This window comes from Nonomuraea sp. 10N515B (genome assembly GCF_052245915.1).
Classification (GTDB): Bacteria; Actinomycetota; Actinomycetes; order Streptosporangiales; family Streptosporangiaceae; genus Nonomuraea.
Map to the genome: position 1 here is coordinate 141,495 of NZ_JBQQBQ010000001.1, position 22,289 is coordinate 163,783.

Sequence of the window (22,289 nt, forward strand, 5' to 3'; positions counted from 1 at the left end):
GCGACACAGGGTTGAATCAGGGACAAGTCAGGGGTCCCCCCGAGCCAAAGGAACTTAAGCCGTCCGACCCGCCGTTGAGCCGGTATAAACCGGGGCACGGGGGATCTCTTCACGGGGAGCGTGATGAGCCTGGGACCACCTATGAGCAGGGAAGGCGTCGAGCACGCACTGCGCGCTCGGGCCGACGAACGCGACCGCATCTCCGGCGACCTGCTCGATCTCGAATCCCATACCACTTACCGGTTACTCAAGGGGGCCACCTTACGCGGCGCGACCGAACGCCGCTGGGCCGCGGCGCAGGAGTCGCTGGCCCGCCTCTGGCGGCTGAACGACGCCTATCGCGCCGTGTTACGCGACGCCGAGCAGATCAAGGCCGCGCGGAGCAGGCTGAGCACCGAGCAACTGGCCGAGCTGACCGAGCTGCTCGCGGGCACGTCCGTGTTGTTGCGGGCCGCCGCCAAACCCGTCGAGCAGCGCTCGCTGCTGCCCGAGGCGGACGAGCGGCTGACCCTCGACGCCACCGTCACGCAGATGGACGCCGCGTTCCAGGACGTCACCTCCGCCCTCAACGACATCGACGCCCAGTGGAACACCCTGCTGCCCCGCCTCGACACCGCTGGCGCCGAGCTACGGCGCATCCGCGAGCTGGAGCAGGATCTCGGCGAGAGCGCCGCCGGCCTGGACACGCTGGAAGCGGAGCTGAAGCGGATGCGTGCCGCCGTCGTGGAAGACCCGCTCGGCGCGGCCATCGAGCCCGATCTCGACCGGGTCGCCCGGCTCCTGACCGCCTCGCTGGCCGAGCTGGAGCTGGCCATCGTCGTCAAGCAGGACTACGCCAGGCGCCGCGAGAACCTGGCGGCCGCGCTGGACCGGGTACGCGCGGCCGAGAGCGAGGCCAGGCTGGCCCACGGCGCGGTCGTGGTCAAGATCGCCCTGCCGCCCCAGGCCCAGCCCAGGAGCAGGGTGGACGCCCTGACCGGCGCACTGGACGCGCTCGACGTCTCGGCCGACACCTGGGTGCTGCGGGCCAAGCGGCTGGCGGAGCTGGAAAGTGACGCCGACGGGGCGGCCGAGCAGGCGCTGGCCACCGCGAAGGCGCTCTACGGGCTGGTCGGCAGGCGTGACGAGCTACGCGGGCGGCTCGGCGCCTGCCAGGTGATGGCGGTGCGCAAGGGGATGGCGGAGGATCCGGCCGCCACCGGCCTGTTCGCACGGGCCCGCGCGTTGTTGTGGAGCGCCCCGTGCGACCTGACGAAGGCGGCGGCCGCCGTCGAGGACTATCAGCGCGCGATCCACGGAGGGACCTCATGAGCCGCTGCGCGCAGCCAGGCTGCACGGGCACGATCGACGAGGGTTACTGCGACCTGTGCGGCGCCGCGGAGAGCTCTCCCGCGCCTCCCGCCTCGTACCGGACGCAGCCTTCGTCGCCGCAGACGAACCCGGTGAGCCGGCCGACCAGCGGGCCGACGAGCAGCGGCAGGTCGCGGGCCGGGGTGCTGGCCACCATCGCCGACCTGCCGTCGGCGCCCTACCGCGACCCGGCGACCGCCGTGATGACCAACCCCGAGGTGCCCGAGGAGAAACGGTTCTGCGCCAACCCCGACTGCGGCAAGCCCGTCGGCCGCTCCAGGGACGGCCGGCCCGGGCTCACGGACGGGTTCTGCCCCCACTGCCGCACCGCGTTCTCCTTCACCCCGAAGCTGGACAAGGACGACCTGGTGGCCGGCCAGTACCGGGTGCTGGGCTGCCTGGCGCACGGCGGGCTCGGCTGGATCTACCTGGCCGCCGACGAGAACCTCGACGGCCGTTGGGTGGTGCTCAAGGGCCTGCTCAACACCAACGACGCCGAGGCGCTGGCGGCGGCGGAGGCCGAGCGCAAGGTGCTCACCACCGTCGATCATCCCAACATCGTCAAGGTGTTCAACTTCCAGCGTTCGGCCGGGCTCGGCTACATCGTCATGGAGTACGTCGGCGGCCAGTCCCTGCACGAGCTGCGCCGCCAGGGCCCGCTGCCGCTGCGCGAGGCCCTGATCTACGGGCGGGAGATCCTGCAGGCGTTCGGCTACCTGCACGAGGCCGGCCTGGTCTACTGCGACCTGAAGCCGGCCAACGTGATCAGGGTGGGCAAGGGGCTCAAGCTCATCGACCTGGGCGCGGTGCAGCCCCTCGGCTCCCCGCCGGGCACGTCGTGGGCCACGCGCGGCTATCACGCCCCCGAGCTGGAGACCCATCCGTCGTCGGTGACCTCCGACCTCTACACCGTCGCCAGGACGCTGGCGGTGCTGACGATCCCGGGGTTCAGCCCGGTCGTGAACGGCAATGCCGCCCCGCTGCCGCAGGACTGCGGGCATCCGTCGTTCACCCGATGGCTGCGCAGGGCCACCGCCGTCCATCCGGCCGACAGGTTCCAGAGCGCGTGGGAGATGGAGGAGCAGCTCCTCGGGGTGTTGCGCGCGATCTGCGCCCAAGAGGAGGGAGTGCCGTACCCGCACCCGTCGACGTTGTTCGGGCCCGAGCGGGGCGCGGTGGGGACGGCGCTGTCGGAGGCGGACGATGAGGTGTTCGGGCCGCTCGACCCCGTCGTGGTCGCGCACCGGCTGCCGGTGCCGCTGGTCGACCCGGGCGACCCGGCCGCGGGCGCGCTGGCCGGTTTGCTCGGCCGGGATGGCAAGGAGCTGCTGGACCAGCTCGCCGCGATGCCGCCGACGCCCGAGACGAAGCTCATGCGGGCCAGACTTCTGGCCGAGGACGGCGCGGCGGAGACGCCCGTCGCGCTGAGCGCGCTGGCCACGGAGCTGCCCGGCGACTGGCGGGTCACGTGGTACCGCGGCGTTCTTGCGCTGGCCACGGGGCAGATGGGGCAGGCGGTGTCGATGTTCGACGCCTGCGTGTCGCTGGTGCCCGGTGAGCTGGCGCCGAAGCTGGCGCTGGCGTTCGCGCTGGAGTGCGCGGGACAACGGTCGGGCCCGTCAGGCGCGGCCCCTTGGTACGAGAGCGTCTGGCGCACCGACCACGGCTGTGTGAGCGCGGCGTTCGGGCTGGCCAGGACCGGCAGGATGGGCGTGCTCGACGAGGTGCCCGCCACGTCGAGCCACCGGATGGCGGCGCAGGTCGCGCTGGCCGCCTCCGCGGTGCGCCGCCCCGACCCGGACGCGATCGCCCCCGGCGATCTGGTGGCCGCGGCCGGCCGGCTGGCGAACCTGCCGGACCTCGAAACGCGCCGCCGCGAGCTGCTGACGGCCGAGTTGCTGCACGGCGGGCTGACCTGGCTGGAGACGAACGCGCCGCCGCCGGACCTGGAGCTGGCCGGAGCCCGGTTCACCGAGCCAGGGCTGCGCAGGCGACTGGAGTCCATCTACCGCAAGCTCGCCGTCACGGCGAACTCCCGGCAGGAACGCTACGCGCTCATCGACCAGGCGAACGCCGTACGACCGAGGACATGGCTGTGACCGGGGACACCGCGCGCGCCGCCTGCTGCCCGGTCTGCGAAGCTCCCGTGCTCGCGGGCGACACCTACTGCGAGGCCTGCGGTCACCCGCTGGGCGCTCCCACGTGCGCGTCCTGCGGGGCGGCCGCCGTCGACGCGGAGGGCTACTGCGAGCGGTGCGGCCTGCGCCAGCCCACCGGGCGGGACCACGCGGAGACCGTGCTGGCCAACGGCGCGGCGGCCCTGACGGACAGGGGGCTGCGCCGCAGCCGCAACGAGGACGCGATGGCGCTGCTGGCCTCCGGCCACACGGTCGTGACCGTGGTGTGCGACGGAGTGGGCAGCTCGCCCAGGGCCGATGAGGCCTCCGCGGTGGCGGTGGAGACCGCGGCCGCCGCGCTGGCCAGGGGGTTGTCGCAGGAGGAGGCGTTCGAGCTGGCCGGCCGGGCGGTGACCAAGCTGGCGACCTCCGTGTACGACGCTCCCGCCTGCACGTACGTCGCCGCCGTGGTCGAGCGGGACCGGTTCACGCTCGGCTGGGCCGGTGACACGCGGGCCTACTGGATGCGCGGCGACGGACACGGCGCCTTGCTGACCGAGGACGACGCAGTGGAGACCGGCGAGATCACCGCCTGGCTCGGGGCGGACGCCGAAGACGTCACGCTCCACGTACGGACCTTCACCCCCGCCGCGCCCGGCCTGCTGCTCGTCTGCAGCGACGGCCTGTGGCGCTACCTGGACGGCTACGCCTTCCCCCGCTCCGGTGCCCCACTCGACATGGCCCGCGAGATGTTGCGGCACGCACTGGACTCAGGCGGCCAGGACAACGTGACGATCGCCTTGATCCCCTTAGGAGATGCCCGTGAGTGACCAGCCCGCTTTCACGTTGACCATCGACCAGAACAAGTACCTCCCCCTCGACGGCCGCGAGGTGCACGCCATCCTCACCGTCGGCTCCACGGGCGGCGTCACCACACAGGTCGTGCCCGCCGATGCCGCCGAGGTGATCATCGTGGACACGTCGGGCTCGATGAGCGGCGGCAAGATCCGCGAGGCGCGGCAGGCGGCCGCCACGGCCGTGCGGACGCTGCGCGACGGCGTGCTCTTCGCGGTGATCGCCGGGACCGAGTCGGCCAAGATGGTCTACCCGGGCGGCAGTCCGCGCCTGGTCAAGGCCACCGCCGCCACGAAGGCGGAGGCCGAGCGGGCGATCGGCCGGCTGCTCGCCCACGGCGGCACCGCCATGGGCGAGTGGCTGAAGCTGGCCGGGCACGTGTTGTCCGCGCATCCGTCGGCCATCAAGCACGCGCTGCTGATGACCGACGGCCAGAACAACGAGAGCGCCGAGGTCTTCGGCAACGTCCTGGCGGGCTGGAGCGGCAAATTCGTGTGCGACTGCCTCGGGGTCGGCGACGACTGGGTGCCGGCCGAGCTGCGGAAGGTGGCCGAGGCGATGCTCGGCACGTTTGACTTCGTCCGTAACCAGGGGGATTTGCCGGAGTATTTCCGTCGACTCACGCAGACGTCGATGAGCAAGACCGTGGCGGAGCTGTCGCTGCGGGTCTGGGTGCCACAGACGGCGCAGCTCAAGTTCGTCAAGCAGGTCTCCCCCGTACTGCTGGACCTGACCGGCAAGCGTGCCGACGTCAACCCGCTGACCGGCGACTACCCGACCGGGTCCTGGGGAGCCGAGGAGCGCGAATACCACGTGTGCGTCGAGGTGCCGCCCGGGCAGGTCGGACAGGAGATCAGGGCGGGCTGGGTCAAGCTCGTACGCCCCGACACCGGGGACGTCGTGGCGAGCGGCAACGTACTCGCCCAGTGGACCGACGACCTGGCGCAGTCCACCCGGATCAACGGAAAGGTCGCCCACTACACCGGCCAGGCCGAGCTGCACGACCTGATCCAGGATGGGCTGAGCGCCCGGGCGATGGGCGACGTCGACACCGCCACCGCCCGCCTGGTCAAGGCCAGGGAACTGGCTGCCGAGTCGGGCCGCGAGGACACTGCGCGGCTGCTGGAGAAGGTGGTCGAGGTCGATCCCGCCACCGGCACGGCCCGACTGCGCAGGAACGTCGACAAGGCCGACGAGATCGAGCTCGACACCGGATCGGTCCGCACCAGCCGGCTGCGCAAGGAAGGAAACTGATGGCGACCTGCCCGCAGGGGCACGCGTCCGGCGCCGACGACTACTGCGACGTGTGCGGCGCCCAGATGGCCTCCACGCCTCAGGCGCCCGCCCCGGCTCCCACCTCCACCCCGGCCGCCGCCGAAAGCTGCCCCATCTGCCAGACGCCGCGTGCCGGGCAGTTCTGCGAGGTGTGCGGCCACGACTACAGCAGTGCTGGATCCGCAGCGCAGCGAGGACACTCAGCGCTGCACTCCGAGCAAGGCGGCAGTGCTCCCTTCCGGGTCCCGGCGGCCGGGGCCAGGTGGGAGGCCGTGACCGCCGCCGACCGCGCCTACTACGAGAAGGTCATCGCCGAGGGCGGTCCCGACGCCGACGCGGTCGCGTTCCCGCCGTACTGCCCCGAGCGCTCCTTCGGCCTGTACGGCGACCAGGTGCGCATCGGGCGGCGCAGCCAGGCCAGGAACCTGGAGCCCGAGATCGACCTGACCGGGCCTCCCGAGGACCCGGGCGTCTCGCACCTGCACGCCGTGCTGCTGGCGCAGCCGGACAGCTCCTGGACGCTGGTCGACCCGGGATCGTCCAACGGCACCCAGGTGAACGGCAAGCTCCTCAAGGTCAACGTGCCCGTTCCGATCCGCCCCGGCGACCGCATCCACCTGGGCGCGTGGACCGTCATCACCCTCAGGGAGGGCACACCATGACCGTGATGGCCCCCGGCCGGGCCGCGGTGGCGCCGGGCGGGGCGGCCCCGCCGCCGGTCCGCAGGAGCGTGCCCGGCAGGATCCGGGTCATCTCCGGCATCACCGTCGCCTCGCTGGCGCTGCTGTTCGCGGCCCTCGCGGTCGGCAGCGCGAGCGCCCGCGACGGCCTGCAGGTCATCGGCCACGACGCCGGCCCACAGGTGGTCGCCACCGCCGGGCTGCACCTCGCACTGAGCGACATGGACGCGCAGGTCGCCAACATCCTGGTGATGGGCAACGGGTGGGCCAACCTGCGCCAGAAGGCCATGGTCCAGTATGAGCAGCGCCGGTCCGACGCCAACCGGGCGCTGCTGAAGGCGTTCGAGTTGGCGGGCGACAACCCGGCCGAGCGGCGGACCGTGCAGTCGGTGCTCGACGGGCTCGGCGCGTACGAGCGGCTGGCCGGGCAGGCCCTGGTGCTCGACAAGCGGGCGAACCACCCTCCGGGACCGCCGCCCGAGGACGTCGTGGCGATCTACCGCCAGGCCACTGACCTGATGCGGAAGGTGCTGCTGCCGCAGGCGTACAACCTGACCCTGGAGACCGGCACGATCGTGCGCAGCTCCTATGACGAGAAGGCGGTCATGGTGCCGCTCCTGCGGGTCGCGGTGGTGCTGGCCGGGCTGCTCGCGCTGGGCTGCCTGATCTGGCTCCAGGTCTTCCTGGCCACGCGCTTCCGGCGCATCCTGGGGCCGGCGCTGCTGGTGGCCACGGTGGCGACCGCGGTGGCGATGATCTCCGGGGCCGGCGCGCTCGGGCGGGATCAGGAGGCGCTGCGGCAGGCCAAGTCGGCCGGCTTCGATCCGGTGCTGACGCTGGCCAGGGCCCGTGCGATCAGCACCAGCATGCAGGGCGACCAGAGCCGCTACCTGCTGGACAAGGAGCGGGCCGACACCTACGAGCACACCTACCTCGACAAGTCGCTGTCGCTCATCTACAGCCCGGCAGGCAACCTGAGCGCCTACCACGGCATCGTCAGCAAGGGCTCGGCGAGCGGCTTCCTCGGCCTGCTGGGGCCCGAACTGGTCGGCAAGCAGGGCCAGGAGGTGATGCGGGCGTACCAGCGGTTCCAGGCTGCCGACGAGGCATTCCGCGACCTGGTGACGAGCGGCCGCACCGCCGAGGCGGTCCCGGCGCGCCTCGGCCAGGTCAGCCAGGCGTTCGGCGCCTACGACCGCTCGCTGGTGGCGCTGACCGACCGGCATCAGGACGAGTTCGAGCGCGCGATCAAGCGCGGCGAGAGCACGCTGGACAGCCTGTGGACGCTGGAGGAGTTCGCAATGGGGGCGATCGGCCTGCTGGTGATCGGCGGGGTGTGGCCACGACTCAAGGAGTACCGGTGAAACGGGCGCTGGTGATGGTGCTGGCCCTGGCCGCGACGCTGGTCGCGGGCTGCGGGACCGGGGAGCCGGAGTCGATCGTCGATGACGACGAGTTCCTGCGCATCGCGGTGCGCGAGGATCTGCCCTCGGTCGGGTTCCTGCGGCCCGACGAGGAGTACGAAGGCTTCGACGTGGACGTCGCCCGGTACATCGCGGGCAAGCTCGGCAAGGACTACCACCTCGTCCCCGTGCTGGCGGCGGACCGGGAGCAGGTGCTGCTCGACGGGCGGGCCGACATGGTGGTGGCGACGTACACGATCAGCCAGGATCGCAAGGCCAAGGTGCTGTTCGCGGGGCCGTACCACATCTCCTACCAGGACATCCTGACGCGGCAGGGAGAGACGATCACGAACGTGCGCGACCTCAAGGGCCGCAAGATCTGCGAGGTCCAGGGCTCGAACGCGGCCCAGCGAGTCGTCCAGGAGCGGAGTGTGGCGGCGGAGCTCGTGCCGTTCGCCGACTACGCGCAGTGCCTGGCGGCGCTGAAGAGCAAGAAGGTGGACGCGGTCACCACCAACGACGTCATCCTGGCGGGCCTGGCCAAGCAGGACGGGTCGGGGCTGCGGCTGAACAACGCGCAGTTCAACGAGCAACGCACCGGGGTGGGCCTGCGCAGAGGCGACGTGCCGGGCTGCGAGGCGGTCAACCGGGCGATCACCGACATGTATCAGGACGGGACGGCGGCGAAGCTGCTGCACAAGTGGTTCGACGGGTCGGGGCTGGACCTGAGCACGATCGCGGTCCCGCAGTTCGAGGGCTGCTCCTGAACGTGCGAGCGGGCCGGGTCGTGTCGCCCCGGCCCGCTTCGCACGGCTCTCAGTCCAGGTAGTCCCGCAGCATCTGGGCGCGCGTCGGGTGGCGGAGCTTGGCCAGGGTCTTCGACTCGATCTGGCGGATGCGCTCCCGCGTGACCCCGAACTCCCTGCCCACCTCCTCCAGCGTGCGCGGATGCCCGTCGGCCAGGCCGAAGCGCAGCTGGATGATGCGCTGCTCGCGGTCCGACAGCGTGGCCAGGATGTCGTCGAGCTGGTCCTGCAGCATGATGAAGGCCGCGGCCTCCATGGGCACGACTGCGTCGGCGTCCTCGATGAAGTCACCGAGGTCGGAGTCCTCCTCGCCGATCGGCGACTGCAGCGACACGGGCTCCTGGGCGATGCGCTGGATCTCCACCACCCGATCGACAGGGAGATCCATCTCCTTGGCGATCTCCTCGGGAATCGGCTCGCGGCCGAGGTCCTGGTGGAGCTGGCGTTGCACTCTGACGAGCTTGTTGATCGTCTCCACCATGTGCACCGGGATGCGGATGGTCCGTGCCTGGTCGGCGATGGCCCGGGTGATCGCCTGCCGGATCCACCAGGTCGCGTAGGTGGAGAACTTGTAACCCTTGGTGTAGTCGAACTTCTCGACCGCCCGGATGAGCCCGAGGTTGCCCTCCTGGATCAGGTCCAGGAACAACATGCCGCGGCCCACGTAGCGCTTGGCGATCGACACCACGAGCCTGAGGTTGGCCTCGATGAGCCGCTGTTTGGCTCGGGTGCCCTGCCAGACGAGCTCCCTGAACTCCGGGAAGGCCAGACGCGAGACCCCGTTGGCCAGCTTGTCCTCGGCGAACAGGCCGGCTTCGATCGACTTGGCGAGCTCCACCTCCTCCTCGGCGGTCAGCAGCGGCACCCGGCCGATCTCCCGCAGGTAGATGCGGACGAGATCGCTGGTCGGGGCCCGTTTGCCTAGGTCTTCCTCATCGGCGCGGGTGGATTCCTCGTCGCCCTGGGGCTCGAGGACCTCCACGCCGTTCTCGGCGAGCATCCGCACGACGCGTTCCAGCGCGTCGGACGGCAGCTCGGATCGGTCAAGCGCGGCTGCGACGTCATCGACGGTTACGCTCCCGCGCTCTCTTCCCTTCGCGACGAGGTCCGCCACCTGATCTACCGATGGCGGACTGCTTGGCAGCACCGATGCACCCACGGGAGACAGTCTGCAGTATTGGTTCCATCAAATGGCAGACCCATTTTTGTCACTGAAGGTAAGGCGATCGTCCTTACCGAATTGAGATCGAAATAAGGTTTGGCCAGAGTTCGATCAGGAAAGTAAAGTCAATTACGCGATCAGGATTCACGCGCCCGGCACGACCCTCCGGTCGGACGCAACTCCTTGACTGCCTCTATCGCGTTGTCCATCACCTTTGTCGCATGTTGGACCGGGCCAAGTTCCCTGGTCAACCACCCAGTAATCTCGATAAAGATCGCGGCTGAACTGTTATCAACCGGCGACCGCTCCCGCCGCCTGCGTCCCACGGGATCCGCTCAACGATCTTTTTCGCCGGCGCCGTTGGCGTGGCTTGCTGATCGGCGGCGGGTCGCGCGGCGGCCGTGCTGAAGATCGTGTCATCACGTCCCGGCTGTCCCGTCGGCGCGGCCCGAATTTCCCCGCGCGCCGTTGAGTAGGGCCTACTCATGCGCTGAGCGGGCCGGGCGCCTAGCGTCGGCGCTGATGGCCTGGAGGTGGCGATGCGGTACCGCCTTGCGGTGAAGGCGCTGGTCGCTGTGTTGATCGTGCTGTCGGCCCCGGCGACACCGACCGGAGCGGCGGCTGCTGACCCGTGTTGCGCACCGACCACACAAGAAACGCCGGACGTGCAGGAAACGCCGAGGCCGCGGCAGACCTGTCCGGCGCTGGGCGGCCGGGGCTTCTCCGCCGATACGGGACCTGTGCCCGACGTCACGGGGCAGACCTTGGAAGCCGCCACCGCCTCACTGGCTCAGAGCGGCTTCGCGACGGAGCCCCTGCCCTCCGACGCGGCGGCCCACTGGACGGTGATCGACCAGTCACCGCCCGGCGGGACGAGCGAGATCTGCGGCTCCCGTGTGACCGTCACCCTCCAAGCGCCGCAGGTGCGGGTCCCGGACGTCGTCGGTGAGCCGGCGGACCTGGCGAAGGACCGGATACGGGAGGTGGGGCTCGAACCGGTGGTCGCCGAAGGCGCCTTCGCCGAGCCGGCCGTGGTGGCCTCGCAGGACCCCGCCGCGGGCACGCCGGTGGCGCCTGGCACCACCGTCACCCTGCGCCTGAGCGCGCCGCCGACGTCGCCACCCGACGAGCGCGTCAAAGTCCCCGACCTGAGTGGGCTCAGCGCGGACGCGGCACGGCGGCGGCTGGATGACCGGGGGCTCACGCTCGTCGTCGGCAACGGGGATTCGGGCAAGGTGAGCGCCCAGGACCCGGCTGCCGGGAGCCTCGTCGAACGAGGCGGCTCTGTCACCGTCACGCTGACCCCGGGTACCGGGCCGGTCGGCACCGGCAGCCCTGAGGCCTCTCCGGCCCGCGAGTCCGGCGAGTCCGGCGAGGGTGAGGAGTCACCGGGGATCGACACCGGGGACAGCGTTGAGACGGGGGCGTCGAGCGGGCCGTCGTCCCTCGTGCTGCTGATCGTGATCGCGGTACTGGCCGTGCTCGGCTGGTTGCTGCGGCGCGCTCGCCGTGGCGCGAGCGGGGCCGGTGACAGCCCAGGCGGCTCCGGTGACGAGCCACAGCCGTCGCCGCCTTCCGTCGTCTGTGTGCCGTACGCGGACCCCTCCCCGCAGGTGGAGTTCCGTGACGTCGCACCCTCGTTCAGGTTCGACCTCGTCTGCCATCACGACCAGGGCCGCCAAGAGATCAGGGAGATCGTACGGTGACCGTCAGCTTCCGCACCGACCCGAACACCGCCGACCTGCTGCTCTACGCCAACCCGCAGAAAGCGGGCGAGGAGCTGACTCGGCGCATGGACGGGGCGCTCGACGAGATCAGGCAGCAGGTCCGGACGCCGCCCGGCGAGCTGGCGGACAAGGCGGCCACGGCGGGCGTCGAGCTGCTGCGCGGGATCAATGTGGGTTCGGTCCTGCTGAGCGGCTGGGCGACGTACCGCAACCTGCGTGCCGCCGCCCGCCGTACCCTGGACAACCCGGGCACCGGACAGATGGTGCCGCTGGTCGACCACGAGGTCGTCTCCCGCCACGAGCCCTCCGTCGAGGTCCAGGTCAACGGGCAGCCGGTGGGCCGGCTGCGCTTCGGCATCGATCTGGTCCTGCACGTCACGGGGTTGCAGGCGAGCGTGCGCAACGGCAGGCTGATACGCCTGACCGGCGGCGACTGCGTGGCCTCCGCCGTGTGCAAGGTCCAGGGCGTCGAGGTGGCCCGGCAGGACTACGTGCTGGTCACGTTGCCGATCAACCGGGACCTCGGCGAGGGTTATCCGATTCTGCGCGAGGCGCGGGCGGCAGCGGGGGCAGGCAACGACGAAAACGACTCGCCATAGCTGGACACGCCCCCGCGGGCGATCGCGAACCCGTCACGGGCTGCCTGCGGCGCGATTGCGCAGGACCCGGCGTTGCTGCTCCAGCGCCACCAGCTCACCGAACAACTTGTTGTACTCCTGCTGCTCCTCCACCGGATTGAGCCGCTGGATCCGTGACTTCACCTGGGCGATGGCCCGATCGACCGCGATGGCCTCGATGGCGGCCAGCATCGCACCCGCATAGCGCTCCTCCGCGTGCGCGTCCGCCTGGATCGGCTCCACCGCGAACCGGGTCACCAACGCCCGAGCCCCCTCCTCATGGGCGTGCTCCAGCAACAGATCCACCCACTCCCGGCCACCGTATCCGGCCGCGACAACACCACCCGCGGCCGCGATGACCTTGTGCAGGGCGACATGGTCGGGCGCCGTGAACGCCTGCGGATCCAGGGCGTCGAAACGCGGCCCGAGCAGCGCGGGCCGCTGCACGGCCAGCCTGAGCAACTCGCCCTCCACCCGGATGCTCGGATCGACGGGCGCCGCCCTTTGCGCGCGTTGCGGGCGGCCCTGCTGCGCCCCGGCGACCGCGGCGATGCGCTGCATGACGAACCGCTCGTCCATGAAGCCGAGCCACCGGTCCAGGTCGATGGCATAGCGCTTGCGCAGCCCGACGTCCTTGATCCCGGCCACGATCGGCGCGGCCGCGTCCAGCGCGGCGATCTTGCCTTCGTTGCTGCGCAGGTCGTAGCGGGAGATCGTGCTCCTGATCGCGAACTGGAACAGCGGCTCCCGGCTGGCGATCAGATCCCGCACGGCCGCGTCCCCCTGCTTGACCCGCAGGTCGCATGGGTCGAGCCCGTCGGGCTGCACCGCGACGTAGGTCTGTGTGACGAACTTCTGCTCGTCGGCGAACGCCCGCAGCGCTGCCTTCTGCCCAGCCTCGTCACCGTCGAACGTGAAGATCACCTCGCCACGGAACTCGGCCTGGTCCAGCAGGAACCGGCGCAGGATCTTGATGTGCTCCGCGCCGAACGACGTGCCGCACGTGGCCACCGCCGTCGGCACCCCGGCGAGATGACAGGCCATCACATCGGTGTAGCCCTCGACGATCACCGCCTGGGACCGCTTGGAGATCTCCCGTTTCGCCAGGTCAATCCCATAAAGCACCTGGCTCTTCTTGTAAAGCGGCGAGTCAGGCGTATTCAGATATTTCGGCCCTTCATCGGAATCAAGCAACTTGCGCGCGCCGAAACCGATCACATCGCCCGTGGCGTCCCTGATCGGCCAGATCAGCCGCCCGCGGAACCGGTCGATCGGCCCCCGCCGCCCCTCCTTGGCCAACCCGCCCTTGACGAGCTCCTCGGTGGTGAACCCGCGCGCCAGCAGGTGCCGCGTCAGCGCCTCCCACTCGTTGGGCGCATATCCGACCCCGAACGTCTCCGCGTCCGCCCGCTCGAACCCCCGCTCCGACAGGAACCGCCGCCCGGGCGCCGCGTCGGGCCCGAACAACTTGCCGGCGTAGAACTCGGCCGCCGCCTTGTGCGCCTCGATCAGCCTGGCCCGCTCGCCGTGATCCCGCCGGGGAACGTAGCCGCCCTGCTCGTATTGCAGCTGGATCCCGGCCCGCTGCGCCAGCCGCTCGACCGCCTCGCCAAAGGTCAGATGCTCGATCTTCTCGACAAAGGTGATCACATCGCCACCTTCGGAGCAACCGAAGCAAAAGTACATTCCGCGCTCGGGGGTGACGTTGAAGGACGGGGACTTCTCGTCGTGGAAGGGGCACAGGCCCTTGAGGTTGCCGCCTCCGGCGTTGCGCAACTGGATGTGCTCGCCGATCACGTCGGCGATGGGTGAACGCTCGCGTACGAGCGCGATGTCGACATCACGGATCCGGCCAGCCACGCCGGTGAGTCTATTCGGACCCACCGACGTTCCCGGCACCTGCCGCCAGAATGGTCTCACCCCTGGGTTGCAAGAGAGGGAAACCGGCTCTGCGCGGGTCCCCGGTCGGCTACAAAGGTAAAGGTTGTCGGTGGAAACGGTGACGCGGGTGGAGATCATGCGATCGGGGCATCTCGGACGATGGGCGGCCATGGCAGGCGCTCTGCTGCTGACCGGCGCCTGCACCCAGGCCACCGGCCTGGCGGGCGTGAGTGCCCAGTCGCCCTCCACCGCCCCGGCGACGGGCACGCCGGCGGTCACGGCCACGATCCCGACGCCCAGCCCTTCGGCCGAGCACCAGGCCGCCGAACAGCCGCCGCAGGGCGAGGATCCCGTCAAGGTGCCGCCGCCGAAGTTGTCGAAATACACCTACACGTTCCCGGTCAAGGGCTGCAAGACGACCTACCAGCGCAAGCTGCTCGTGCTGCCCAAGACGACCATCTGGGCCGGCGAGGGGTGCGCGTTCGTGGCGCCGATCGGCGGCGTGGTGGACGAGGTGAACGCGCAGAACAAGTGGCGGCCGTCCACGGACGCGGGCGCCGACCGCGAGGGCAGGTTCGTCACGATCATCGGTGACGACGGCGTCCGCTACCTGGGCGGCCACCTGGACACGGTGGCCGAGGGCGTCAAGCCGGGCGTGCGGGTGAAGGCCGGACAGCTGCTCGGGCGGGTGGGCCGGTCGGGCAACGCCCGCGACACCGGCCCCAACCTCTATTTCGCGATCTCGTGGAAGACCGGTCCGTCCCTGTGGTGGGTACGCAGGGGCATGGTCGAGCCGTGGGACTACCTGGACGCCTGGCAGTCGGGCAACCGCACGCTCTCGCCCCGCGAGGAGACGCTGGCGCTGCGCGGCAGGCTGGGCGAGACCCCACGCTGCACCGTGCTGTGCTCGTCGAAGAAGGTCGCGGACGACGACCGGCCGGAGCCGCAGACCGGCGACGAAGAAACCCCGGCCGCGGTCACGATTGCCCCGTCGCCAACTCCTTAGGGTTGACGATGGTGCGTGATCTGATCAGCTCCTGGATCTCTTCGACGACGTCCCAGACGTTGACGTTCATTCCGGCGATCACCCGGCTGTCGCGCAGCCAGTAGGCGACGAACTCCAGGCTCTCGACGTCACCGCGGTAGACGATCTCGTCGTAGCCCTCGATGTCGCCGGAGAACTCCATGCCGAGCTCGTACTGGTCGGTGTAGAAGTACGGGATCGCGTCGTAGGCGACCTCTTGGCCGAGCATGGAACGGGCGGCCGCGGGGCCGCCGTTCAGGGCGTTGGCCCAGTGCTCGACGCGCAGGCGGCGGCCGTACAGGGGGTGGAAGGGCTCGGCCACGTCGCCGGCCGCGAACACGTCCGGGTGCGAGGTCCGCAGGGCCGCGTCGGTGAGGACGCCCTGTTCGACCTCGAGCCCGGCGTCGCGGGCGAGCCCGACCTCGGGCACGGCGCCGATGCCGACCACGACGAGGTCGGCGGTGAGCCGCTCGCCGGAGCTGAGCCGCACGCCGGTGTCGGTGATCTCCGCGGCGGCGGTGCCGAAGCGCAGGTCGACGCCTTTACGCGCGTGCATGCGGGCGAACACGTCGCCCAGTTCGGGGCCGAGCGCCCGGTTCAGCGCGGTGGGCTCGGGCTCGACGACGGTGACGGCACGGCCGGCGGCGCGGGCCGCCGCCGCGGTCTCCAGGCCGATCCAGGAGGCGCCGACGATGAGCACGCTCTCGGCCTGCTCGAAGCGTTCCTTCAGCGTCTCGCTGTCGTCGACCGTGCGCAGGTAGTGGCCGGGCCCCGGCAGGCGCCTGGGCGTGGCGCCGGTGGCGATGAGCAGCTTGTCGTACGGCTGGCGCGACCCATTGCCGAGCCTGACCACATGGTGATCGAGCTCGATGCGGGTGACCGGAATGCCGAGCCGCAGGTCCACGCCGTTGTCCGGGTACCACTCGGGGGCGTGCACGAAGATCTTCTCTCGTTCGCTCTTGCCCTGGAGGTAGTCCTTGGACAGGGGCGGTCTCTCATAGGGCCGTTCGGTTTCCGCACCGATCAGCACGATCTCGCCGTCGAAGCCCTCCTCGCGCAGTGTCTGCGCGGCTTTGGCCCCGGCCAGCCCGGCTCCGACGATCACATATGTGGCCATGGGCGCAGTATCCGCCCGCCGCGCAGATCCGGAAAGCGGGTTCTGTCAGGTGACCAGCCTCATTGGCAAACCTTGGTCAGCACGAGGGGGTCAGCGCGAGAGCCGGCGGTGCCAGGCGACGGCCGAGGTGTCGGTCAGTGAGGCGATCTGGTCGATGACCACGCGGACGCGGGCGGCGTCGTCGCGAGCCTCGGCGTACGCGGGGCGGAAGGCGGGCTCCAGCGTGCCCGGCGCGCCGAGGGTGATCAGGGACGCCAGCTCGGTGATGAGCTCGCGCTGCCTGGCCTGGTTGGCGTGGTGGTCCTCGGTGGTCATCACGTAGTGGGCGGTGACGCCTTTGAGTAGCGCGCACTCCAGCCGGGTGGTGTGCGGGACGATGAGGTCGGCGTGGTGGCGGGAGCCGTACACCCCTCTGGTGGCGGCCTGGGCGGAGCGGCAGAAGCGGCCGATGAGGCCACTGGTGAGGGCCTTGAGCCCGGCCAGGTCGGCAAGGGTGGCCTCGAAGCGGCGCGGCCAGAGTTTGTCGGCGATCAGCTTGGCGAAGACCTCCTCGAGCTCGTTGAGGTCCGCGCCGGGGGCGTACCAGGTGCGGGTGATCTCGCAGACGTGCCGGCGCTCGGTGGGCGACTGGAGCGCTTCGGGGGTGACGTGGCCGGAGTGCAGGGCGTCCTCGAGGTCGTGGACGGAGTAGGCGACGTCGTCGGCCCAGTCCATGATCTGCGCCTCGAAGCTCACCCGTCCCTCCGGGGCGCCCTTCCTGATCCACCGGAACACGGGCAGGTCGTCGTCATAAACGCCGAATTTGGCTGACTTTTCGCATGTCCAGGGATATTTGATGGAAGCATCGAGCGCCGCCCGCGTCAGGTTGAGCCCGGCGCTGCGGCCGTCCTCGGTGAGGACCTTGGCCTCCAGCCTGGTGAGCAGGCGCAGGCTCTGGGCATTGCCCTCGAACCCGCCGCACGCGGCGGCCAGGGCGTTGAGCGCGACCTCGCCGTTGTGGCCGAACGGCGGATGGCCGAGGTCGTGCGCCAGGCAGGCGGTTTCCACCAGGTCGGGGTCGACGCCGAGGGTGGCCCCCATCTCCCTGCCGACCTGGGCGCACTCGAGGGAGTGCGTGAGCCTGGTGCGGGGGATGTGCTGGCCGCCGCCGAGCGTCTCGCCAGGGCCCACGACCTGCGTCTTCGCGGCCAGCCTGCGGAGTGCGGCGCTGTGCAGGACGCGGGCGCGATCGCGTTCGAACGCGGCTCGCTCAGGATTGCCGGGAGGTTCCGGAACCCAACGCTCCTGGTCATGCTGGTCGTAGTACGACATCTGTATCAGCAATTTTATCCAGTTTCCCGACTCCGCTAAGGTCGAGCCTCGCGAGAAACCATTTCCTTGGGAGCCCTCCCCCATGACCACAGCGTTTCGAGCGGTGCTGGCCTTCGCCCTGCTCGCCGGCTTCTACGTCCTTGTCGGCCTCATCCTGGCGGCCGCGATCTTCTTCGACGTCATGCTGCTCGTCGACTTCCACGCGAACACCGTCAAGATCGCGATCGTGCTCACCCTGGCGGCGGGCGCGCTCGTCCGTGCCCTCTTCATGGTGAGCCGCCGCCAGGGTGGCGAGCAGCCGGGCGTGCCGGTGGGGCGCGAGCACGAGCCCGTGTTATGGCAGACGGTCGAGGACCTGGCCCAGCGGGTACGCACCGCGCCGCCGGACGAGATCCGGCTGGTCCCCGAGGTCAACGCGGCCGTGTCGGAGGACACGCGCTGGCTCGGGCTGCGGGCGACGAGGCGGCGGATGTTCGTCGGCCTGCCCCTGCTGCAAACGCTGACGGTGGATGAGATGCGGGCGGTGCTCGGGCACGAGCTCGGCCACTACAGCGGCGCCCACACCCGCCTGGGAGCGCCGGTCTACCGGGGCCGGGTCTCGCTCATCGCCACGGTCCAGGGGCTGGGCAACCACCCGTTCATCCAGCGGCTGTTCGCCTGGTACGCCAAGCTCTACCTACGCGCCTCGCAGGCCGTCTCACGCAAACAGGAGCTGGAGGCCGACCAGTTCGCGGTCGCGATCGGCGGCCGGCAGGCCATGGCGGGCGCCCTGCGCAAGATCCACGCCACCGCGCTGGGCTGGGACCTGTACGTCAACCACTACCTGTCGCTGACGGGCTCGGGCGGCGCCCGTCCCGCCTCGGTGTTCGGCGGTTTCCACGCGATGATGAGCGATCCCGCCCGCCAGGCCGAGATCACCAAGCTGGGCGAGGAACCGGAGGAGGTCTCGCCGTACGACTCACACCCGAGCCTCGCCGAGCGGCTGGCCGCCATCGAGTACCTGCAGGAACCGCAGCACGTGCCCGACCCGCGCTCCGCCCTGACCCTGCTGCGCGACGCGAACGTGGCGGTGCAGGCGGTCGAGCAGTCCATGTGGACGCCGGAGGCTCTGACCGGGCTGCGGCCGGTGCCGTGGGACGAGCTGGTGGCGCACGGCATGTACGCGGGCCGCAACGCCGAGGCCCTGCACGACCTGGCGGTGGCCGGTCAGCGGGTGATGGGGGCGGCGCGGCCGTACCTGGACGCGGCGTTCGAGGCGATCGCGCGCGGGCGGCAGGCCGAGCTGGAGGAGCGGCTGCGCGAGCTGGGCTGGAACCCGTCGGACACCCTGCTCGCCGGGGTGCTGGGCCAGGCGCTCGAGGCGGTGCTGATCCAGCTCGGCGAGGCCAAGTGGACGTTGTCGTGGTCGGGGCCCGCGCGGCTGCTGTTCGACGACGGGGAGGAAGTGGCGCTGTCGGAGTACGCGGCCCAGGTGGCGGCCAACCCGGCGGCGGTGGCGGGGCTGCGCCGGTGGCTGGGCGATCACGGCATGCGCCACGACTACGTGCCCGTCCCGGAGCTTGCCGCGCATTGAGGGTTTGCGGCCGATTTCCTCGGCTTTTGCGTGCAAAGTCTCACAGGGTCGTTCAATGACAGACTTCAAGGCATGACCGAGAAGGACATCATCGATTTCGTCACCGGCCTGCCCGGCGTCGTCGTCTTCACCGCGGGTCCCGGCACCGAGGCCCCGGAAGTGGCATGGGGAGACACGTTCGTCTACTACGCCCCGGACGGCAAGGTGCCCGAGCGGCAGCAGCCGTTCGCCACGATCGTCACCAAGGACTACCCCGGCTTCGACACCGCCTCCGACCTCAACAGGCCGGAGGTGTTCCGGCTCAACGTGGCCGCCGGGCGGGCCGCGTTCGAGCGCCTCCTCGGCTACCCGCCGGCCGCGCACGCCGACCGTCACGCCGGCTTCGACTACACGGTCACGGACCAGGTCCTGCCACACCCGGTGTACGCCGTCCAGGGGTGGATCTCTATCCTCAACCCCGGCGAGCAGGCGCTTTCCCTGCTGGCCGACGCCCACACCCGAGCCGCCGCCCGCCACCGCTGAGTTCACGACCTCGGCGCGGCGGCTCATTGCCAGGTGCGCGGTGTGGGCGGCGGGCAGCGAGGCGGTCTCGTGACGCTGCGGCGCAGCGCGGCTTAGAGCCGTGTCTTCATCAACGCCTCGACACGGGCCAGCTGGGCGGCCAGGTCGGCGACCTCGGAACGCAGCGAGGCGATGGCCACGGCCGTGCTCTTGTTGGTCTGGTAGTCGTGCATCGCGAGCTCGGAGGCCACCTGGTCGCTGCGCCTGCCTGCGATGAGCAGGACGGACGCCTGCAGTCCCGCCAGGCACGACAGCACCAGGTTGAGCAGGATGTACGGATACGGGTCGAAGCCGTGCCGGCCGTTGCCGGTGATCCAGACGGCGAGCACGACGAGGAAGGTGATGACGAACGGCCACGACCCCATGACGAGCCGCGTCCGGTCGGCCGCTCGTTCGCCGAGGGTGAGCCGGCTGCCGGTGCGGACCCCCGGATGACGCTCCCAGCGGCTTCGCCAGGACCGGCCGAGGTGGTGATCGGTCTGCATGGCTCGATCGTGCCGGGCCGCGCATGAGAACCGGATGAAAGCGCGGCTAGATCAGCGGCAGGCGGGCGGTGACCACGGCGCCGCCGAGGGGCGGGCCGTTGCGGGCCGAGACGAAACCGCCGTGCGCGATGACCACCTCCCGCACGATCGACAGGCCCAGTCCCGCGCCGGGCGCCGCGCCACTGCGGGCGTCGTCGCCTCTGGTGAAACGGGCGAACGCCGCGTCGAGCAGGTCGTCGGGGAAGCCGGGCCCATCGTCGGCGACCTCCACCGTGGCCGACTCGCGCTCGCCCGTGACCCGGATCCGCACGGTGCCCGCCCCGGCGGCCGCGCTGTTGCGGGCCAGGTTGGCCAGGACCTGCCGGAGCCGCTCGGGGTCGGCGTTCACCACGATGGGCTCGCCGGAGGCCTCGATGCGCAGGCCGAGCGCGGGCCCGAGACGATGTGCCTCGGCGGCGGCCAGGTCGAGCAGATCCACGGCCTCGGTGCGGACGACGAGCGCGCCCGTCCGGGCCCGCGCCAGCAGCAGCAGGTCGTCGGCCAGCCGCGACAGCCGGTCCGCCTCGCCGAGCGCGGCCCGCAGTGACTGCTCGACCTCGCGGTCGTCGCCGATGGCGTCGAGTGCCAGCTCCAGCTCGCCCCGCAGCACCGCGAGAGGGGTGCGCAGCTCGTGGCTGGCGTCGTCCACGAACGCCCGCTCGCGCTCGGCCGCGACGCCGAGCCGGGCCAGCATGTCGTTGAGGGTGCGGGCGAGCCGGGCGATCTCGTCGTCCCCCGGCACGGCGGGCAGGCTGCTGCCGCTCTCCAGCGACGAGATGATGGCGGCCTCACGGGTCAGGGCGTCTACGGGCCGCAGCGCCGCACGCACGACCGCCCAGGCGCCGATGGCCAGCGCGCCGACAAGCAGGGGCGCGGCGATGAAGAGCACCAGCGCCAACCGGTCGCGGGCGGTGTGGACGGGCTCGGCCGACACCGCGACCGCCAGCACGCCCGAGCCGATGCGCTCGGTCAGCACCCGGACGGAGATCGGCTCGTCGTCCTCCCCGACCGGCAGCGACCGGGTGGCCGGCGTCCCGTCCACGGCCTGGCGGACCTGCTCGGGGCTGAGCAGACGCCGCTCCCGCAGCGCGGCGGAGCCGGCCAGCACGCCGCCGTCCGGGCCATACAGCTGGGCCATCGGGTCGTCGGTCAGCGCGGCGGCGTCGCCGACCTCGAGCGCCGCGGCCAGGTCGCCGGCGCGGGCGGTCAGCCCGGCGTCGATGGCGGCCCAGAGCTGGCGGTCGAGTGCGGTGTACAGGAGGGCGAGGCAGACGGCGAGCACGCAGGCGGCCCCCGCCGCGGTGACGAGGGTCACGCGGGCCCGCATCGAGGCTGGTAGCAGCCGCACGTGCACAGCCTGGCACAGTCCGCCCGATCGGGCCGAGACGGCTCTCATCTGCCTCTCATCGACGGGCTCACATCCTGAAGCCACGAAGACCGGATCTCACCCGAGGAGCCTGTCATGAGCGTCCCCACCTTCGAGCCACGCCAGTCGCACGTCTATCCCGGGCCCGCCCCCCACGTCCGTTCTCACCGGTCGCGGCGGGCGGGCGGCCGGGTGCTGGCCGCTTCCCTCGCCATCGTCGCCGCGGTGGCGGCCGCCGGCGCCGGGGGCTATCTGGGCGGCCGCGACGTCGCCAGGGCGAGCACGCCTGCCGCCGCCGTTCCCGCGGTGTCCGGGGCCGCGGTGAACGCACCCGCCATCCTGGCCACGATCGAGCCGTCGATCGTCACGGTACGCACCCGCTCCGTCGGGGTGAACGCGCTCATGGAGCCGGTCGCCGAGCAGGGCACCGGCACCGGATTCGTGCTCGCCGCAGGCGGCCTCATCGCGACGAACAACCACGTCGTCGAGGGCGCTCAGGCCATCACGGTCACGCTGCGGGACGGGCGGACGTTGACGGCGAAGGTGCTGCGCAACGACCCGGCGGCCGACCTGGCCGTGCTGCGGGTGAACGCCACCGGCCTGCCGGTCGCGCCGCTCGGGGACTCCTCGACGCTGAAGGTCGGCGACCCGGTCATCGCGATCGGCAACGCCCTGGCCCTGCCGGGCGGGCCGACGGTGACCGAGGGCATCGTGTCCGCGCTGGACCGTACCGTCCAGACCGACGCCGGGGCGCGCCTGCAGCACGTGATCCAGACCGACGCGGCCATCAACCCCGGCAACAGCGGCGGCCCGCTCGTGGACGCCTCCGGCCGCATCGTCGGCATCAACACGGCCGCCGCCGGCGACGCCCAGAACATCGGCTTCGCCATCGCCATCAACGGCGCCCGCCGCACGATCGACGACCTGCTCGCCTGACGGA

Annotated in this window: 19 protein-coding genes; 13 read left to right on the forward strand and 6 right to left on the reverse strand. The window is 71.0% G+C overall.

Annotated features, from left to right (window positions below; translation table 11 throughout):
* The first annotated feature begins 141 nt into the window (after positions 1-141).
* The 7 genes from ACTWQA_RS00610 to ACTWQA_RS00640 are packed head-to-tail and all read left to right on the forward strand — an operon-like array spanning position 142 to position 8,447.
* Positions 142-1,311, forward strand: coding sequence for a hypothetical protein (locus ACTWQA_RS00610; protein WP_443157343.1), 1,170 nt, complete (start codon positions 142-144; stop codon positions 1,309-1,311).
* The gene (locus ACTWQA_RS00615; protein ID WP_443157344.1) at positions 1,308-3,449 is read left to right on the forward strand and encodes a tetratricopeptide repeat protein; all 2,142 of its coding nucleotides are present in this window, start codon (positions 1,308-1,310) and stop codon (positions 3,447-3,449) included. The genes ACTWQA_RS00610 and ACTWQA_RS00615 overlap by 4 nt, the downstream gene beginning before the upstream one ends.
* A complete protein-coding gene (locus ACTWQA_RS00620) occupies positions 3,440-4,297 on the forward strand; it encodes a PP2C family serine/threonine-protein phosphatase (protein ID WP_443157345.1) in 858 nt (285 codons plus the stop codon). Before ACTWQA_RS00615 ends, ACTWQA_RS00620 begins: the two co-directional genes overlap by 10 nt.
* Positions 4,290-5,576, forward strand: a complete 1,287-nt coding sequence (locus ACTWQA_RS00625; protein WP_443157346.1) for a vWA domain-containing protein — start codon at positions 4,290-4,292, stop codon at positions 5,574-5,576. Before ACTWQA_RS00620 ends, ACTWQA_RS00625 begins: the two co-directional genes overlap by 8 nt.
* Complete coding sequence (locus tag ACTWQA_RS00630) at positions 5,576-6,259, forward strand: FHA domain-containing protein (RefSeq protein ID WP_443157347.1); 684 nt, start codon at positions 5,576-5,578, stop codon at positions 6,257-6,259. The genes ACTWQA_RS00625 and ACTWQA_RS00630 overlap by 1 nt, the downstream gene beginning before the upstream one ends.
* Positions 6,256-7,641: a hypothetical protein gene (locus ACTWQA_RS00635; RefSeq protein WP_443157348.1), complete on the forward strand. Its 1,386-nt coding sequence runs from the start codon at positions 6,256-6,258 to the stop codon at positions 7,639-7,641. Before ACTWQA_RS00630 ends, ACTWQA_RS00635 begins: the two co-directional genes overlap by 4 nt.
* The gene (locus ACTWQA_RS00640) at positions 7,638-8,447 is read left to right on the forward strand and encodes a transporter substrate-binding domain-containing protein (RefSeq protein WP_443157349.1); all 810 of its coding nucleotides are present in this window, start codon (positions 7,638-7,640) and stop codon (positions 8,445-8,447) included. The genes ACTWQA_RS00635 and ACTWQA_RS00640 overlap by 4 nt, the downstream gene beginning before the upstream one ends.
* Positions 8,448-8,496: 49 nt before the next feature.
* Here the strand turns inward: ACTWQA_RS00640 and rpoD are convergent, their stop codons facing one another.
* Positions 8,497-9,600, reverse strand: coding sequence for an RNA polymerase sigma factor RpoD (rpoD, locus tag ACTWQA_RS00645; RefSeq protein WP_305920815.1), 1,104 nt, complete (start codon positions 9,598-9,600; stop codon positions 8,497-8,499).
* 587 nt (positions 9,601-10,187) lie between these two features.
* Here rpoD and ACTWQA_RS00650 point away from each other — a divergent pair.
* A complete protein-coding gene (locus tag ACTWQA_RS00650) occupies positions 10,188-11,354 on the forward strand; it encodes a PASTA domain-containing protein (protein WP_443157350.1) in 1,167 nt (388 codons plus the stop codon).
* Positions 11,351-11,974, forward strand: a complete 624-nt coding sequence (locus tag ACTWQA_RS00655; RefSeq protein WP_443157351.1) for a hypothetical protein — start codon at positions 11,351-11,353, stop codon at positions 11,972-11,974. The genes ACTWQA_RS00650 and ACTWQA_RS00655 overlap by 4 nt, the downstream gene beginning before the upstream one ends.
* 33 nt (positions 11,975-12,007) lie before the next feature.
* On the opposite strand, the gene dnaG is transcribed toward ACTWQA_RS00655, so the two are convergent.
* On the reverse strand, positions 12,008-13,852 hold the full coding sequence (gene dnaG / locus ACTWQA_RS00660) for a DNA primase (RefSeq protein ID WP_443157352.1): 1,845 nt from the start codon (positions 13,850-13,852) through the stop codon (positions 12,008-12,010).
* Between the two features lie 130 nt (positions 13,853-13,982).
* Here dnaG and ACTWQA_RS00665 point away from each other — a divergent pair, with 130 nt between their 5' ends.
* A complete protein-coding gene (locus ACTWQA_RS00665) occupies positions 13,983-14,879 on the forward strand; it encodes a M23 family metallopeptidase (RefSeq protein WP_443157353.1) in 897 nt (298 codons plus the stop codon).
* On the opposite strand, the gene ACTWQA_RS00670 is transcribed toward ACTWQA_RS00665, so the two are convergent.
* Both ACTWQA_RS00670 and ACTWQA_RS00675 read right to left on the reverse strand, forming a co-directional pair.
* Positions 14,851-16,014 (reverse strand): NAD(P)/FAD-dependent oxidoreductase, encoded by a 1,164-nt coding sequence (locus tag ACTWQA_RS00670; protein WP_443157354.1) that lies wholly within the window; start codon positions 16,012-16,014, stop codon positions 14,851-14,853. The genes ACTWQA_RS00665 and ACTWQA_RS00670 overlap by 29 nt on opposite strands.
* 90 nt (positions 16,015-16,104) lie before the next feature.
* Positions 16,105-17,325 (reverse strand): deoxyguanosinetriphosphate triphosphohydrolase, encoded by a 1,221-nt coding sequence (locus ACTWQA_RS00675; protein ID WP_443157355.1) that lies wholly within the window; start codon positions 17,323-17,325, stop codon positions 16,105-16,107.
* Between the two features lie 82 nt (positions 17,326-17,407).
* On the opposite strand from ACTWQA_RS00675, the gene ACTWQA_RS00680 reads away from it, so the two are divergent.
* Positions 17,408-18,898 (forward strand): M48 family metallopeptidase, encoded by a 1,491-nt coding sequence (locus ACTWQA_RS00680; RefSeq protein WP_443157356.1) that lies wholly within the window; start codon positions 17,408-17,410, stop codon positions 18,896-18,898.
* 72 nt (positions 18,899-18,970) lie between these two features.
* Positions 18,971-19,420 carry a DUF6194 family protein gene (locus ACTWQA_RS00685; protein WP_443157357.1) on the forward strand — a complete coding sequence of 150 codons (450 nt, stop codon included), beginning with the start codon at positions 18,971-18,973 and terminating at the stop codon, positions 19,418-19,420.
* Positions 19,421-19,512: 92 nt separating this feature from the next.
* Here ACTWQA_RS00685 and ACTWQA_RS00690 read toward each other — a convergent pair whose 3' ends face one another.
* Positions 19,513-19,944: a DUF1003 domain-containing protein gene (locus ACTWQA_RS00690; protein WP_443157358.1), complete on the reverse strand. Its 432-nt coding sequence runs from the start codon at positions 19,942-19,944 to the stop codon at positions 19,513-19,515.
* 46 nt (positions 19,945-19,990) lie between these two features.
* Positions 19,991-21,331, reverse strand: coding sequence for a sensor histidine kinase (locus ACTWQA_RS00695; protein ID WP_443157359.1), 1,341 nt, complete (start codon positions 21,329-21,331; stop codon positions 19,991-19,993).
* Between the two features lie 114 nt (positions 21,332-21,445).
* On the opposite strand from ACTWQA_RS00695, the gene ACTWQA_RS00700 reads away from it, so the two are divergent.
* Positions 21,446-22,285: a S1C family serine protease gene (locus tag ACTWQA_RS00700; protein WP_443157360.1), complete on the forward strand. Its 840-nt coding sequence runs from the start codon at positions 21,446-21,448 to the stop codon at positions 22,283-22,285.
* Positions 22,286-22,289 lie beyond the last annotated feature (4 nt).